15 protein-coding genes are annotated in these 16,431 nt (G+C 48.7%); 11 read left to right on the forward strand and 4 right to left on the reverse strand.

The features are described 5' to 3' along the window. The first annotated feature begins 344 nt into the window (after positions 1-344). Together rne and PGW97_RS10515 are read left to right on the forward strand one after the other, a co-directional pair. The gene (rne, locus tag PGW97_RS10510) at positions 345-3,689 is read left to right on the forward strand and encodes a ribonuclease E (protein WP_273857283.1); all 3,345 of its coding nucleotides are present in this window, start codon (positions 345-347) and stop codon (positions 3,687-3,689) included. A 359-nt stretch (positions 3,690-4,048) separates the two neighbouring features. Continuing rightward, complete coding sequence (locus tag PGW97_RS10515) at positions 4,049-5,605, forward strand: SulP family inorganic anion transporter (protein ID WP_217392751.1); 1,557 nt, start codon at positions 4,049-4,051, stop codon at positions 5,603-5,605. Between the two features lie 192 nt (positions 5,606-5,797). Here the strand turns inward: PGW97_RS10515 and PGW97_RS10520 are convergent, their stop codons facing one another. Continuing rightward, on the reverse strand, positions 5,798-6,256 hold the full coding sequence (locus PGW97_RS10520; protein WP_207103680.1) for a low molecular weight protein-tyrosine-phosphatase: 459 nt from the start codon (positions 6,254-6,256) through the stop codon (positions 5,798-5,800). 337 nt (positions 6,257-6,593) lie between these two features. On the opposite strand from PGW97_RS10520, the gene PGW97_RS10525 reads away from it, so the two are divergent. From PGW97_RS10525 to PGW97_RS10550, 6 genes are all read left to right on the forward strand, one after another. Further along, positions 6,594-7,115 carry a GNAT family N-acetyltransferase gene (locus PGW97_RS10525; RefSeq protein ID WP_273857284.1) on the forward strand — a complete coding sequence of 174 codons (522 nt, stop codon included), beginning with the start codon at positions 6,594-6,596 and terminating at the stop codon, positions 7,113-7,115. 207 nt (positions 7,116-7,322) lie between these two features. Next, positions 7,323-7,799 (forward strand): DUF2846 domain-containing protein, encoded by a 477-nt coding sequence (locus PGW97_RS10530; protein WP_047883388.1) that lies wholly within the window; start codon positions 7,323-7,325, stop codon positions 7,797-7,799. Positions 7,800-8,307: 508 nt separating this feature from the next. Further along, complete coding sequence (locus PGW97_RS10535; protein WP_273857285.1) at positions 8,308-8,649, forward strand: GFA family protein; 342 nt, start codon at positions 8,308-8,310, stop codon at positions 8,647-8,649. Between the two features lie 86 nt (positions 8,650-8,735). Continuing rightward, positions 8,736-8,954 carry a DUF6500 family protein gene (locus PGW97_RS10540; RefSeq protein ID WP_047883615.1) on the forward strand — a complete coding sequence of 73 codons (219 nt, stop codon included), beginning with the start codon at positions 8,736-8,738 and terminating at the stop codon, positions 8,952-8,954. 93 nt (positions 8,955-9,047) lie between these two features. After that, complete coding sequence (locus tag PGW97_RS10545) at positions 9,048-9,431, forward strand: SH3 domain-containing protein (protein WP_047883386.1); 384 nt, start codon at positions 9,048-9,050, stop codon at positions 9,429-9,431. Between the two features lie 233 nt (positions 9,432-9,664). Next, positions 9,665-10,756, forward strand: coding sequence for a methyl-accepting chemotaxis protein (locus PGW97_RS10550; RefSeq protein ID WP_217392747.1), 1,092 nt, complete (start codon positions 9,665-9,667; stop codon positions 10,754-10,756). A 178-nt stretch (positions 10,757-10,934) separates the two neighbouring features. On the opposite strand, the gene PGW97_RS10555 is transcribed toward PGW97_RS10550, so the two are convergent. Beyond that, positions 10,935-11,405 (reverse strand): HIT family protein, encoded by a 471-nt coding sequence (locus PGW97_RS10555; RefSeq protein WP_217392746.1) that lies wholly within the window; start codon positions 11,403-11,405, stop codon positions 10,935-10,937. A gap of 585 nt (positions 11,406-11,990) precedes the next feature. Here PGW97_RS10555 and PGW97_RS10560 point away from each other — a divergent pair. The 3 genes from PGW97_RS10560 (at position 11,991) to PGW97_RS10570 (ending at position 14,062) form a co-directional block, all read left to right on the forward strand. Next, on the forward strand, positions 11,991-12,758 hold the full coding sequence (locus tag PGW97_RS10560) for an adenosylcobinamide-GDP ribazoletransferase (protein WP_047883383.1): 768 nt from the start codon (positions 11,991-11,993) through the stop codon (positions 12,756-12,758). A gap of 19 nt (positions 12,759-12,777) precedes the next feature. After that, positions 12,778-13,383 carry a cob(I)yrinic acid a,c-diamide adenosyltransferase gene (gene cobO, locus PGW97_RS10565; RefSeq protein ID WP_273857286.1) on the forward strand — a complete coding sequence of 202 codons (606 nt, stop codon included), beginning with the start codon at positions 12,778-12,780 and terminating at the stop codon, positions 13,381-13,383. A gap of 244 nt (positions 13,384-13,627) precedes the next feature. Next, entirely contained in the window at positions 13,628-14,062 is a 435-nt protein-coding gene (locus PGW97_RS10570) for a phosphate-starvation-inducible protein PsiE (protein WP_047883381.1), read from the forward strand. A gap of 268 nt (positions 14,063-14,330) precedes the next feature. On the opposite strand, the gene PGW97_RS10575 is transcribed toward PGW97_RS10570, so the two are convergent. Further along, the gene (locus PGW97_RS10575; RefSeq protein ID WP_273857287.1) at positions 14,331-14,453 is read right to left on the reverse strand and encodes a hypothetical protein; all 123 of its coding nucleotides are present in this window, start codon (positions 14,451-14,453) and stop codon (positions 14,331-14,333) included. A 342-nt stretch (positions 14,454-14,795) separates the two neighbouring features. After that, on the reverse strand, positions 14,796-16,118 hold the full coding sequence (locus tag PGW97_RS10580) for an anaerobic C4-dicarboxylate transporter (RefSeq protein WP_273857288.1): 1,323 nt from the start codon (positions 16,116-16,118) through the stop codon (positions 14,796-14,798). Positions 16,119-16,431: the final 313 nt, after the last annotated feature.

A 16,431-nucleotide genomic window follows, 5' to 3' on the forward strand; every position in this document is an offset into this window, starting at 1 on the left:
TGCTAACAGGGTGTGCAGAATACCACCCACCTGACTACTTTATATACCGCTCTAACGAATAACGCAGCATGTGGCGTAAGACGTTCACTTCCTTGGAGTGTTTTTTTGTTCTCTTTGTGACGATTTTTCTATTGGTGTGAGAGATACCGCCGTGATTACCGGTGTGCCAGCTGTACATTTACCGATCTAACCATCCAGGTACAGTTGGATAAGACGTGTTGCCATTAGCACCCCTGAAATTCCAGCCGTGAGGTTGCATGAAAGATCAGACTTGGGGTCGGGCACCACCAATACCAAACTTGGCGCTGAGAGAACGAGCACAACGAAATAACGAGTAAAATATAATGAAAAGAATGTTGATCAACGCAACTCAAAAGGAAGAGTTGCGCGTCGCATTAGTTGATGGGCAGAAGCTCTTCGATTTGGATATCGAAAGCCCTGGCCACGAATCTAAAAAAGCAAATATCTACAAAGGACGCATCACACGTATCGAACCAAGCCTGGAAGCAGCGTTCGTTGACTATGGTGCAGAACGTCACGGTTTCCTTCCTCTTAAAGAAATCGCCCGCGATTACTTCCCTGCTGATTACACTTACCAAGGCCGTCCTAACATTAAGGAAGTCCTGAAGGAAGGTCAGGAAGTTATCGTTCAGGTAGACAAAGAAGAGCGAGGCAACAAAGGCGCCGCGTTAACCACGTTTATCTCTCTGGCTGGTAGCTATCTGGTTCTTATGCCGAACAACCCGCGTGCAGGTGGTATTTCCCGCCGCATCGAGGGTGACGAGCGTACCCAGCTGAAAGCTGCACTGAGCACATTGGAACTGCCGCAAGGCATGGGCCTTATCGTGCGTACAGCCGGCGTGGGTAAATCAGCAGAAGATCTGGAATACGATCTGAACTACCTGCTGAACCACTGGGATCGCGTAAAAGACGCAGCAGACTCAGCACCAGCACCGTTCCTTATCCATCAGGAAAGTAACGTTATCGCTCGTGCTATTCGTGACTACCTGCGCCGTGACATCGGTGAAATCGTCATTGACAGCAAGAAGATTTACGACCGTGCCCGCGAACACATTCAGCAGGTACGTCCGGACTTCATGTCTCGCGTAAAACTGTATGAAAACAGCGATACACCACTGTTCAATCATTACCAGATTGAGAATCAGATCGAATCAGCCTTCCAGCGTGAGGTTCGTCTGCCATCAGGTGGTTCTATCGTTATCGACCCAACCGAAGCTCTGACCTCTATTGATATCAACTCCGCCCGTGCAACTAAGGGTGGCGATATTGAAGAAACCGCTCTGCAGACTAACCTGGAAGCGGCCGATGAAATCGCTCGCCAGCTGCGCCTGCGTGACTTGGGTGGTCTGGTGGTCATCGACTTCATCGATATGACACCAGTACGTCACCAACGTGAAGTAGAAAACCGTCTGCGCGAAGCCGTCCGTATGGACCGTGCCCGTGTTCAGATTGGCCGCATCTCACGTTTTGGTCTGCTGGAAATGTCTCGCCAGCGCCTGAGCCCGTCTCTGGCAGAAGCGAGCCATCACGTTTGTCCTCGTTGTAGCGGTACGGGTGTTATCCGTGACAGTGAATCACTGTCGCTGTCCATCCTGCGTCTGATCGAAGAAGAAGCCCTGAAGGATAACACCTCTCAGGTACTGGCGATTGTGCCAGTGGCTATTGCTTCTTACCTGCTTAACGAAAAACGCCGTTCTGTTCAGTACATTGAAAAATCGCACGATGTGCGCGTGATCATCGTACCGAATGCCGATATGGAAACGCCGCACTTTGAAGTGATTCGTGTCCGTACCGGTGATGAGCATGAAACACTGTCTTACAACCTGCCTCGTGCGATTGAAGCATTGCGTGAAGCCGAGTCGAACGAATCGCCTCAAGAGCGCCTGACCGTGAAGAAGCGTGAAGAACCTGTTCTGCAAGGTTTCAGCGCGCCGCAACCAAAACCGGAAGCCAAAGCGAAACCGCAGGCGGCTCCTGTTGCAAGTGCGCCAAGTGAAACCAAGCCAGGTATTTTCAGCCGCCTGATCACCGCGATTGCTAACTTCTTCTCGCCTGCCACTGAGGCAAAGCAGGAAGAGAAACAAGACAACGGTAAGCGTAACCGCCGTGACCGTCGTGACAACCGTCGTCCGGACAACCGTCGTAACGAGCGTCAGGAAGGCCGTCGTCAGCCGAAAGAAGGCACTCGCCGTAACCGTCCTGAACGTCAGGAAGCGGACAACAAGCAAGTTGCTGAGCAGCGTGAACAGCGTATGTCTCGCCGTCGTAACGAGAAGGCGAAAGACAAACCGGAACAACAGCAACCACAGGCTAGCGATAAGCAAGCAGCTCCGCAGCGTAAAGAGAAAGAGCAAAAACGTCAGTCACGCCGTGAAGACATTCAAGCTCAGAAACAGCGCCGCACTGAAGAGAAAGCACCAAAGGCTGCGAAACCGGCCAAAGCTGAAAAACCTGTTGTGGAAGAGAAGCCTGAGCAGGAAAAAGTCGCTAAGGTGAAACAACGTCGTCAGCGCCGTGACCTGCGTAAGAAAGTGCGTCTTACTGATGATGCCGAGCAGACACAAGAGCTGATGCTGGATGCCGTACAGGACGCGAAAGATGCTTCGCCACTGCAAGCAATGGGCACAGAAATGGCAAAAATGGCCAAGTCTGAAGAGATTGTTGAAGAAGCAGCGGAAGAAGCTATCGAACAGGACAACGGTGGTCAGGAAGGTAACGGTCAGCGCCGTAACCGTCGCTCACCGCGTCATCTTCGTGCAAGCGGCCAACGCCGTCGTCGTATCCGTGACACCCGTCCGGAAAAAGATGAAGACGTTGAAGGCATCGTAACGGAAGCTGTCGGTCATGCGGTTGAAGAAGCCAGCGATGTTCTGAACGATATCGAAAACGTGATTTCTGTTGTTGAGAAACCAAAGGCGGTTCCTCGTCTGCACAGCGGCGTGGCTTCACCAGAAATGGCAATGGGTAAAGTATGGCCATCTGCGTCTAAAGAGCCGGTTGTCGCTCTGGATGAAGAAGCTGTAGTGGCAGAAAACGTAACGGTTACAGAAGCAACGATTGCACAAGAAACGGTTGCCGTGACTGAAGCATCGGCTGTACCGGCACTGCGTAGCGGTGTAGCGTCTCCAGAGATGGCAATGGGTAAAGTCTTCCCACTGCGCTCAGAGGTGACGGCTCAAGCGCAACCAACCGAAGCGCCTGTAGCAGCCGAGCCGGCCCGCCAGGAAGCCGAGGTGACTACCGTTGAGGTTGTTGAATCAGCTGCAACTGAGGCGACTAACGTGGCTAAAGACGTTACGGTAGCCGAAGAGCCAGTTAACGCTGAAACAACCACGGCGGATGCTGAGGTTGCTGAAGCCGTTGCTGCTGCACAAGCCGCTATGATGGGTATGACAATGCCTATGGATGCTGAAGCAGATGCAGTCGCACCGGTAGCTGAAGCACCTGTTGTTGTGGCAGCAGTGAAAGAGCAAGTGACGGCGAATACACCTCGCGGTAACCATGCTGTTTCTCCGATGACCAAAGCACCAGCACCATCAATCGCAGCGGAATCAAGCATCGTGGCCATCGCACCAATGCGTGAGCCTCGTGTACTTGGCCGTCAAGGTGGCAGCCAGGGAGCAAGCAACCGTGCAACATCGCCAATGAGCAAACCGACTGCAGAATAAGCCGTCTGGCTCTCACCTGCTGGTACCATCCGGCAGGTGACGATGAAAGTACCCATAAAAGCCATGCCTTAAACGGCATGGCTTTTTTATTGCCAAATGTTTGTAACAACGGTGCCTCCGGCTATCGTGATTTCTCCTTTACGGCTTGAACTCACAACGAGCACACCGCAGACATGCCCACTAACTGAAAAATCACACGTTTTTCAAAATAAACGTAATAGCCATCAAGCTTTTTTACATTCCGAGACAAATCTTGCTAAACAAGTTGAACAAAAGTTGAACCGAATCACAGATTTCTGTAGGATCACGGCCTTTGTACGCTCTTTGTCATCACCAGACCCAAAGCAAATCGAATCATCATGTTTGAGTTCCCACAATTTTCAAGACAGTCAGTCAAAAATGACGTTCTTTCAGGGCTGACCGTTGCCCTGGCTCTTGTTCCGGAGGCTGTTGCCTTCGCTTTCGTTGCCGGTGTCGACCCAATGGTCGGCCTGTATGCCGCGTTCATCGTCGGCCTGGTTACCGCGGTTCTTGGCGGCCGCCCGGGTATGATTTCCGGTGCCACCGGTGCTATGGCCGTTGTCATGGTCAGCTTGGTTGCCGAACACGGAATCCAGTACCTGTTTGCTGCTATCATGCTGGCGGGCGTATTCCAGATCCTCGCCGGTGCCTTTAAACTGGGTAAGTTCATCCGTATGGTTCCTCATCCGGTCATGATCGGTTTTGTGAATGGTCTGGCGATCGTTATTTTCCTCGCTCAGCTTGGCCAGTTTAAAGTACCGGATGCAACCGGGGCGCTTCAGTGGATGCAGGGTACCCAACTTTACCTCATGCTGGGCCTGGTGGCCCTGACGATGGCCATCATTTACTTCCTGCCTAAACTGACCAAAGCTGTTCCGTCTTCACTGGTTGCAATTATCACCGTTACCGCGTTGGTACACGGCCTGGGCCTGGATACCCGTACGGTGATTGATTTTGTCCGCTCGATGAGTGGCAATGCCGACGCTACTCTGGCAGGTTCACTGCCGACGTTTGCGCTGCCTGAAGTTGGCTTCAATCTGGAAACCTTGAAGATTATTCTGCCGTACTCTCTGATTCTGGCAGCCGTTGGCCTGATTGAGTCGCTGCTGACGCTGACCGTGATTGACGAAATGACCGGAACACGCGGTCAGGGGAACCGGGAATGTGTCGGCCAGGGCTTGGCTAACGTGACCTGTTCGGTGTTTGGTGCAATGGGTGGCTGTGCGATGATCGGCCAGTCAATGATCAACATTAACTCCGGAGGCCGTGGCCGTCTGTCAGGCATCACAGGGGCCGTGGGTCTGCTGCTGTTCATTCTGTTCGGCTCTGATCTGATTGAAATGATCCCGCTGGCGGCGCTGGTTGGTGTGATGTTCATGGTCGTGATCGGCACCTTCGAATGGGCAACCTTCAAGCTGGCACGCAAGGTACCAAAACATGACTTTTTCGCCATCATCCTGGTGACAGGGGTCACTGTGGCGTTCGACCTGGCACTGGCAGTACTGGCGGGTGTGATCTACTCTGCCCTGGTTTTTGCCTGGGAACATGCCAAGCATATTTTCGCCACCAGCCACACCGATGAGAACGGCTCGAAAATCTATGAAGTGAACGGTCCGCTGTTCTTCGGCTCAGTTTCTCATTTCCTGGACCTGTTTGACTCAAAAAATGATCCACAAGACGTGATCATTGATTTTGCTCAGTCGCGTGTTGCTGATCACTCAGCAGTCGAAGCCATTGATACCATCGCCGAGCGCTATGCCAGCCAGGGTAAAACGCTGCACATCCGTCACTTAAGTCCTGAATGTCGTTCCCTGCTGAAAAAGGCCGGAAATCTGGTGGAAGTTAACCTGATGGAAGACCCGACGTACAAAGTAGCGACCGATACTCTGGGCTAACCAGCCACGATAGTCGTTTTGTGGTTCTGGTTTTCTGGCGATTTTTTCTGGCTCTGGATTTTTGGTGCTGGTTACCTCGCGCAGAAAGATGTTAACAGCTAAATCAAAACGCCCGCGTAATGCGGGCGTTTCATTGCATATTACAGACGTGAAGAACATACCTGAGCGATCGTCACGAAACGTGAACGCCACTCAGCGAATCGGCAATGTATCCAACAGCGCTTCAGCTGCGTCTTCCACTAAGTCCAAAACATGTTCAAAGCCGTGAGGGCCACCGTAATACGGGTCTGGAATTTCGGTGACGCCGCTGCGGCCATACGCCATAAACAACTTCACCTTGTGTCGATAATCAGCCGGACAAATGGCCTGAAGATCCCGTAAGTTAGCGTTATCTGCCGCTAATATCAGGTCAAATACTTCAAAATCCTCAGGAATCACCTGGCGGGCACGCATCCCAGAAAAACTGTATCCCCGAGCTTCCCCTGCTGCACGAGAACGCGGATCAGGCAACTCTCCTGCGTGATAGCCTATTGTCCCGGCAGAATCAATCTCCATGGACAGCCCACGTTCTGCCACTTTAGTCCGTAATACCGCTTCAGCCGTCGGTGAACGACAAATATTACCCATGCAGACGACCAAAACCCGTTGCACCATACCCTCTCCTGTTACCCATTAAGACCCATAGCCAGTACCTCAGCAATAGCAGTTTGCCTGCCTATCTTCAAGCCTGCCCGCCAATCCTGTGACTGCTGCTGAAAATAAATTCATCAATAGCTTCGCACGGCCTCAACACTACCCTATCCTTCATGCCTTAGATCTCAAATGCCAGATGCTCCCCGTGACATAGTAGACCGGATGAATATACCGTGTCAGAGCAACAAGTTCTGGGGTTAACATCTGCGCGGAAATCTCAGCCTGCCGCGAAGTGACCGCTAAACAAGTCCAGCCACAGGCCAATGCCAGATTTAAAAAACAGAAGAGTGAAATATTGAAAATCACAGCTGAAATTGATGTATCCCGCCAAGAGCACGAAACAATTACTCGGTTGCGAAATGCCGCATTCCCCGAACATCAGGTAGCACGTTCTTATTACAAGCAATTACCCCATATGCGAGTGACGAAATACCGGGATGACACGCTTGTCGGTTATATGGGGCTGGATTATCGGGTCATCAATGTCGCTGAGACCCCACTAAAAATACTGGGGATTATTGATTTTTGCATCGACGCGAATTATCGGGGAAAAGGTATAGGCTCAGCGATGTTAACTGAACTCAGCGATTATGCCAGAACGAAAGATGTTGACTTCATTATCCTGATTTCCGATTTGGCAGCCTTCTATACACGTCACGGTTTTACCCAAGTCAGCGAGCCAAATACCTGGTTAAGATTACATGAACATCAAAATTATGGTGTGGCGACTGAGCATGTCGACGATCTTTTCATTAAATCGATCAGTGGCAAAGTCTGGAATAACGGCTCAATCGACTGGCTAGGTTATATGTATTAATTGCTTTTCACCGACACCCTATTTTTGAACTTATTTTATTCGATTGAATCATCGTTCGACGCGGTATCGTCATTTACATTGCCCAAGCCGCTAAAGACACTTTTTTAATCTTGATCACAAATACATGAGAATAACTTTCATTTATTTCTTAACATATTGTTACACGAAGCATATTATTGCGTTATCCATTCATCCAATGAGAAAGAAATGAAAAAGTTAGTGCTGTTTTTTCACTGCCTGGCAGTGATGCTCCTTTCCGGCTGTGTGACGACCGGCGCAAAATTTGATAACTCTGTAAAAGTCGACAGCGATAAAAGTGCCCTGTATCTTATGAGACAAAGTAAATTTGTTGGAGCACTGATTTGTCGTCCCGTCATCATTGATGAGGTTGAAAAAGGCTGTCTGACAAATGGCGGCTTTCTTCGCGTAGACCTTGAGCCTGGTGAGCATGTCATTACGATGCCAAAGGTAAATCGTAGTGACTGGTTTAAAGAATTAAAAGTTAACGGCACATTTAACCCGGGCAAGATCTATTATCTGGAATGGACCGGAGAACTGGTCAATCTCAATGTCTTACCCATGGGTGCTCTGACAAACGTCGAAGGGGAAACCCAAAGCATGCTTATCGAGCACACTGAAAGTGGCGCACTCTCTATTCTTAAAGGTTTAAGAAACTCGAATTAAGTGACTCAAGCTCAACGCTAACACTTTTACCGCCAATTTTTGCAGGATTCAAACGCCACATACGCTTGGCTGAATCCTGTTTTTCTTCAATATTGTCCCTTTCTCAGATCACCGCCAATATAAATGCGTTGAAACATTCAGGTTGCAATACAGGGATTCACATAGCTGCCACATATCCGCTACACTGGCCGTATTCGATTTTCTTGGCGGCTTAGTCTTAATTATTCCTCAGCAGTCAGCCAATGAGTGTTGATTATCTTCAATAGTCCCCATGCGTACATTGCACCAACATGGAGATACGCCGCGGTCCACTGTTATAGCACCGTTGAACTACCAGATGTGATGATTCCGCACCCTCGATGGATAAATGGGTTGCACAGGAGCTAGCCAGCGATATGAAAAAAGAAACTTGGTTACCGACCACTGACTCTACACACGCCAGACGTAAATACAAGCAGCACACTAACAAGCTTACTTAACAAGCTATATATAAAAGTAAAGGATTAACATGGAAGTCTCATGCCACTGTGGAAATATCACCCTGAAAGCGAACTATAAGCCTGAAGAAGTGGGTGAATGTAATTGCTCGATTTGCCGCCGTTATGCCGCATCATGGGCGTACTACCCACCGCAAGAAGTGGTGATCAGTTTTGCAAAAGAAAAGTCAATATTCTACATCTGGGGTGACAAAGAAGTTGAGTTCCACCGTTGTCACCTCTGCGGCTGCATCACGCACTATAAAACCACACCTCAATGCGCTTCCCAGATAATAGCGATCAACATGAAAATGGCTGACACCGAATTACTGCAAAGTATTCCGGTCAGAAAAATTGATGGGGCGCAGTATTAAGCAACGGGTGCCGCAACAACCGGATAATGTTATCCAAAGCGGCAATCAGTTTGCACCAACAAAACGGAAAATGGATAACCAGCATTATGCGCCACTCATTAAGAGAAAAAATCATCGACGTTTGTACAAAAAAGATCGCGAAGAAAGGAGAAAACGTGGGGGTTTCTTTTTATGCATTCTTTGCCAATAAAAACGATGACCCGGAATTACTGATGGAAGCGGCGACTTGGTGGATACACACTCATCAGCTGGATCATTTTGAAAAAGCGAGGAAGATTATCACTATGGTAGAAGCTGGCCGTTAACGACTACGGCAATTAAATACGCTCAATGCTTCTTTAATTATTCACAAAGCAGCCGAAGGAAGTGCTGTCACATTTTTACTGAAAAGGGAAAAGATGAAACTGTACAAAGTCACACGCCAGCATCGAAGTGAATACCCTCACCCTATTCATTTTGCGAAAGGCGCCACATTGTTCGTAGGCGAAGAATATCAAGGTCAGGAAGAGTGGCACAACTGGTTTTATTGCCGGACTGAAGACGGTGCAGCCGGATGGGTTCCCGAGCAAATTTTCAAAAGAATAACCAATGACACGGCCATTGCACTTAAAAGCTATACCGCGCGGGAATTAAACGTGGATGAAGGGGATACACTGTATGGATCAACCCGTATGAACGGTTGGATATGGTGTGAATTTCCAAATTGTAGCAATAAAGTCGAAACCTCTGGCTGGGTACCCATCGATAACCTGACAGATGCATGCACACTCACTCAGTGCTGACACAGAAAGCAGGACAAGCAAAAAGTGATCGATACCAAAACCATGACCAGCCGATCAATTAAAACACAGGCAACCAATAATCGGTTTTTAGAAGATCGTCTTCCTGCCCCCAAATACCCACGTTGCGAATAACTATTCGTGATTCGTCTTACATTCCGAGGGATGCGAACTTCGTATACTGCCAGAAAGAAGTTATTTACATTCATCTCAATTAAGTCAGCCTTGAGAATTTTATGCTTTTAAATAAAACAATAAAAAGAGAAGTCGAGTCACTACGGCGACAATTACAGCAAGAACGAGAAAACCACCAAGCTGAAATCCAGGAACTTAATGCTGAATTAAGCCAGCTTCACCAGAAACTCGATCTAGAAAAACAATCCAACACTTTAGAGATTGCTCTGCTGAATTTACATCTGCGCGGCAGTGGAATGCTAGAAACGATCCGTAATGGCTTAGCCAGCAGCGCGGAGAGTCTGGAGCAAGAAAATGAGGCACTAAAAGAGCTTGATGAAATGTTTTCTCAAACTCATCAGGCGTTAAGACGGCTCACTTCAAGAGCGGAAAAAATCGAACAGCAGGCACAGGAGAGCATGGAATCTGCCATTGTGCTGGACAACACGGCCAACGCTATCGGAAAATTAGTCGGAATGATTCAGGAAATCTCATCGCAGACCAACCTATTAGCCCTGAATGCCGCCATTGAAGCCGCACGGGCCGGTGAAGCAGGACGTGGGTTTGCCGTGGTTGCCAGTGAAGTCAGAAACCTGGCCGGTAAAGCTCAGAGCGCCAGTTCGGATATTGAATCACTGGTCAATCAGGTACAATCGCAAACTGACGGCATCAAAAAATCAATCAATGAAAATCGTCATTGCGCCGATGATGTTGCCACATCAGCGACACAAATTGAGGTCGTAGTTTCTGACGTACTCACTAAGTCTAAGCACATGCAGGAAGTGATTAGAGCTGCATCCACAAGGGCTTTTCTTGATACGGTGAAACTTGATCACACGGTCTGGAAAAACAATGTCTATAGCCAAATCGAACAGCGAAACTTTGCCTCTGTCCTGAATGCCCATACCGAATGCCGTCTGGGCAAGTGGTACTTTGAGGGCGCGGGCATGGAAAAATACAGCCATTTACCGAGTTTCAGCAAACTGAACCCGCCACACCAGTTAGTGCATGATTCCGGTAAAAACGCATTACATGCAGGGTTACATCAGTCATCACAGGCACTACTCCAGCATATTGAAGCCATGGAAAGTGCCAGCGATGACGTGGTACAGGCTATTGATCGATTACTGGATGATGTTCTCAGCGAGTACTGAGTATTCGTCCTGATCATGCCCGTTAAGCTAAAGCCGTCTCGAGACTGTAAATAATTCTGTGAGACGGCCTTATGAAACAATTCGGTACAGACCGGAGCAGGTAACTTGTATTAGTTCAGGTAACTTGCTCTAAACCTGCTTACAACGACAGTTAAAACAATACGGTTCAGACCATTTGTTACACTGATTTCTCCGCTACCTGACGGATGTGCGCCGCCACACTGGCTAACTCGGCATCATCAGCGCGATGACTATCATGGGAAGAAAGGTAGCCTTCATATTGCTCAAAGTATTTGTCAGACACTGATTCTACCGGTTGGAAACGGGAATCATTGCCTGTTCCGTGCATCGGGAACAATTTACTGTGCAGGTGATCGACGCCGTATCCTTCAAAAAACATACCGGTCCGTGCGACATTATCGAAGGATTTATCCAGCAATCGGGCAACCTGTTTAGTAGCCAACACCAGTTTGCTCAGCACCTCATCCGATTGTTCAAAGGCGTAACTGCCATGATGAGCTTTAGGAATAACGACAGTAAACCCTTTGGTATTGGGGAAAATAGACAGAAATGCCAGATGGTCTTCATCTTCCCAAACTTTATGACACGGTGCATTCCCGGCCACGATCTCACAAAATATGCAGCTCATTTAATCCTCACTTCCTGTCATTTTTACAATTATCTCTAACTAACGGCAACTAAGCACAACCCTGTTCTGTGTGGCCAGTATCTGGCTGATACTGCGTTTTACCGTGTTCTTGTCTCGGTGCTCATCCGTCTCAATATGCACCAGAATATAAACAATACCAAGTGTATCAGCGGTTTTCATCTAAGTGACGAGAGTCTGAATTGAAACGGCCTTGCTTCACCAACCCGTTACGTTCAGTTAGCTGATCGCTTGACTTACATCCACCGACGCTCTCAATGCTCAATGCTCAATGCTCAATGCTCAATGCTCAATGCTCAAAAATGCCTTATCCGGAGCAGGAATGGCGGGAGAAAATCGTTAATCACTCCTATCTCCCCCTCATATCCATCCCTTTGTATTCCCACAATATCACTGGCTATTATTATTGCCCTGGCGGCTCCTTTTATGATTATTCCGACGGTGCATCTTGTTATTCTTTTTACGATATCGCTTTCTTACGGGATAGCTTTCTCACGATATAGATTTCCCTAACCATTTTCAGTACCTTACAGCTACTTATCGCATCGCCTTCAGCCAGGAACCTTCATGAACAAGCAATGGCAGACCTTTCTCATCGCATTAGCCTTTTTCACCCGCATCCCGATACCAGCCGATACCCCCTATTCACCGGAGCGGTTGAATCAGGCCAATCGCTACTTTGCGCTGGTTGGGGTACTGATCGGTTTGTGCAGCGCGGCGGTCTTCTGGCTGAGTGCGAATTTTCTGCCGGTTTCCGTCGCAGTATTGCTGGCGATGGGAGCCAGCTTATTACTGACCGGCGCATTCCATGAGGATGGTCTGGCAGACGTGTTTGACGGGTTTGGCGGTGGTTGGGATGTGGCGCAAAAACTCACCATCATGAAAGACTCCCGGCTGGGTACATATGGCGCTGCCGCTCTGTTCATCAGCTTAGGGCTGAAATGGACACTGCTGACCGAGCTGGCGACACTCAACATTGAACTGGCCGCTACCGCATTGATTGTGATGCACGGCCTGAGCAGGGCCATCGCCGCCAGTCTGATATTCAGTTATCCCTATGTCCAGTTGGATCAGCAAAGCAAGGTGAAACCGCTGGCGACTCAGCAAAGTCATCAAGATTTGTGGGTTTTAATTTTTACCGGTTTGTTTATATTACTGCTTTTACCGCTATCGACAGCAATCGGGGTTACCGTTGCACTACTGCTTGTCCGCCACTTGTGTGGCCGATGGTTTACCCGGCAACTGGGTGGCTACACCGGAGACTGTCTGGGTGCCACACAGCAGCTTGCAGAAATCGCGGGTTATCTTGTGTTATTAGCAAGCCTCTCATCCTAACAAACGGAATAAGGTTCTCATGGCAGACCAGAATCAGAAAGACGAACGTTACAAAGCCCGCCAGCAGAAAATCAAAGAAGAAGTTGATGCACGCGTCGATGCGGCCCAGCAAGAAAAAGGCCTGTTTTTGATCATTACCGGAAACGGTAAAGGCAAATCCACCAGCGGCTTTGGCACTATCGCACGCGCAGTTGGCCATGGTCAGAAATGCGGCGTCGGCCAGTTCATCAAAGGTACCTGGGACTGCGGCGAGCGTGCACTGCTGGAACAGCACGGTGTAAATTTTGCGGTCATGGCAACCGGGTTTACCTGGGAAACCCAGAATAAAGAGGCAGACACACAGGCAGCGCAATCAACCTGGGCTGAGTGTAAAAAAATGCTGGCTGACGACAGTTACGATGTGGTTCTGCTGGATGAGCTGACTTACATGGTGACCTACGGCTACATTGAGCTGGAAGAGGTCTTAGAAGCCATTCAAAACCGCCCGGCCATGCAATCAGTGGTTGTAACCGGACGTGGCGCACACCGCAGCCTGATTGAAATGGCGGATACCGTTTCGGAAGTTCGCAATGTCAAACACGCCTTCGAAAGTGGTATTAAAGCCCGTAAAGGCGTTGACTGGTAATAATGGGATACCGGTGCAAACTTGTGCCGGTTACTACCTGCCCCGCTGAATTTCACTTTATTCATCAAGCATTGAACTCACTGCAGGCTGCCGGTAAAGAACACTCCTGCAGACGGCGGCCTTTCTGTATCCTGGCTCACCAGCCTTTCAACCACACTGTTTCCCCCTGTAACGTAACAGAATCATTCCAGTTTTCCGGCAAGCTTAATATAATGAAATCATTATCTTGCTAAAAGGATTGACCATGTCTTCCCAGTTACCGCCGCAGTTTACCCGGCCCTTTATGAAAATCTTCCATATTCTGGAAGCCATTCTGCTGGTTGCGATTACCCTGGCAACCCTCGCAGCCATGGTCAACGAGTTCATTCACGTGTACGTGAACAAGCAAATTCAGCTGACAGATATTCTGCTGATGTTCATTTACCTGGAAGTACTAGCCATGGTGCAGCAATTTGTCACCAACGGTAAAATCCCGGTTCGTTATCCGATTTATATCGCCATCATGGCGATCGCCCGATACATCACACTCGGCATGAAAGAGTTGGATGGTATTTATGTTGTCTGGCTGGCCCTGGCAGCCTTTATTCTGGCCGCTGCCACGCTGCTTATCCGTGTCGGGCACCATTACTGGCCGTATGAGAAGCTCACTGATCCGGCAAAAAATCAGTCGGAAGACTGACAAAAGCGGATCACTACAGCCAGACGCGAATACGGATAAATCCAGAAAGCCACCAGATAGCTGAAAACAAAAAGGGAGTGTCACTACACTCCCTTTTTCATTAAGCCTTTATAAGGGCGTTTGCCCGGTCTGCCGTTCCGCGATATTCACGCAGTGCACGATATAAAACAGAATTTATCCGGTGATTGTCTCAGAACGTTATATCAAACAGCCGAAATGAATGAGCAAACAAAGAGCCATTACTCCACCCGATGATATCAAGGGTTATTTAATCTGCCTCACATCGGGCGACACGCTCTTTGCGGTGCTTCTTTCGGTAGAAATCCAGCGCTTTCTGTAGTGCTTTGTCATGCATCCTTGCCCGTAGCACATCCAATTCAGTCTTTTTCATTATTCACCTCTGTTGGCACTTTCGGGGCGGCTAAACTGCTGGAGGTCATACCCTAAAAATCAGGATCGCTAATCACCAATAAACCGCTACAGATTGCTGACTGCACAATCTATACGAAGCATTTTATGTCTTATTCCCTGAAACGCGGCTGAAGAAAAGGAATTTCGTTTGGCGCGTTTTTAATCACTATAGCTATTTGCTGTTATCAGAGCACACCTTTATTCTGAAAAAGCATGAATCTATGATTGCTTTTAAAATTCAGCATGAATATCAAACAATAATCATAAAAAAATGCCAACAGGATCAACCTGATGGCATTTGGTATCTGAGACTTAGTTGCGATTAAACAACAATTTGAGCGATGGTATAACCTATTGCACACGCCGAGATCACACCAATCAGGCCCGGCATCATAAAGCTATGGTTAAAGTACCACTTACCGATTTTGGTTGTCCCGGTCACGTCAAAGTTGCAGGTCGCGATGTCTGACGGATAGTTAGGAATAAAGAAATAGCCGTACGTAGCTGGCATCAAACCAATCAACAGAGCCGGATTAAGTCCCATCGCCATCCCTACCGGCAGCATCATACGCGCAGTAGCCGCCTGGCTGTTCACCACCACCGAAACGATGAACAGCGCCAGTGCGAAGGTCCATGGGTATTCCTGCACCATTTCGGTGATGCCCGATTTGAATGACGGCATCGCGTACTGGAAGTAGGTATCACTCATCCAGGCGATACCAAAAATCGCAATGGCCGCCACCATACCAGATTTGAAAACCACCCCTTCCGGGACTTTCTGAACATTTGTGCCTGTTACCAACAGAATCAGACCACCAAACGCCAGCATCATCATCTGGATGACGACAGACATCGGAATCGCCTTCTCATCGCCAATAGTACGGACTTCCGGCACCATCGCCACAAACACAATCGATATCAGCGCCAACAGGAACAGCAGCACGGCATGCTTGGCCGACGCCGGCAGAATTTCGTCGAGCGACGTGGACGTGGTATTCAGGATTTTGTCTTTCCACAGCGGATCACGCAGACGACGCTGATACTCAGGATCGTCTTCCAGATCAGCACCACGGCGCAGGCTGTACAGCGACAGTAGCAGGGTACCCAGCAATGTTGAAGGCACTGTCACCATCAGGATCGTCAGCAGGTGAATGCTTTCCTGAACACCGGAAAGTTGAGCAAGGTAATAGACCACTGCGGCAGAAATTGGACTGGCAGTAATCGCCAGCTGCGAAGCCACAGAAGAAGCGGCCATTGGTCGCTCCGGGCGGATGCCGTTTTTCAGAGCCACATCCCCGATGATCGGCATGATGGAATAAACCGCGTGACCGGTTCCCAACATGAACGTCATGGTGTATGTCACCAGCGGACCGAGGAAAGTAACACGCTTTGGATTACTGCGCAGGATACGCTCAGCAACCTGCAACATATATTTCAGGCCTCCAGCGGCTTCCAGAATAGATGCACAGGTCACCACGGCAAGAATAATCAGCATTACCGTGATTGGCGGGGAGGTGGGCGGCATTCGGAAAACAAACACTTCAACCAGCAGACCGAGCCCCGACACGACGCCCAGGCCGATACCACCAAACCGGCTACCGGTATATAACACGAGAAGGAGGAATAAAAACTCCAGATACAGCATACTCGCTATCTCCCTATATCGAAAAATGCATATCCCACAAGCGGGATAATAATTAACCTTTTAATCAGGACGACAAGTATACTGAGCGAATTAAATCACTGGCTATGCGAATCCACCTAGTAATTTCAGCAACTTACATTTATGTGACAAATGACGGAAATTTGCTTTCTTTCCACCCATTTTATTCCACAGGATGAATACTATTGAGAAACCCGTTATTTACCTCTCCGCAACAAACCGGGCATCCATTGGTTGTTAAATCACTCATCCGAATATTTATCCAGCATTGGATACACAGAACGTTCAGTCCTCA

Source organism: Photobacterium sp. GSS17 (assembly GCF_028621875.1).
Lineage (GTDB): Bacteria > Pseudomonadota > Gammaproteobacteria > Enterobacterales > Vibrionaceae > Photobacterium > Photobacterium ganghwense.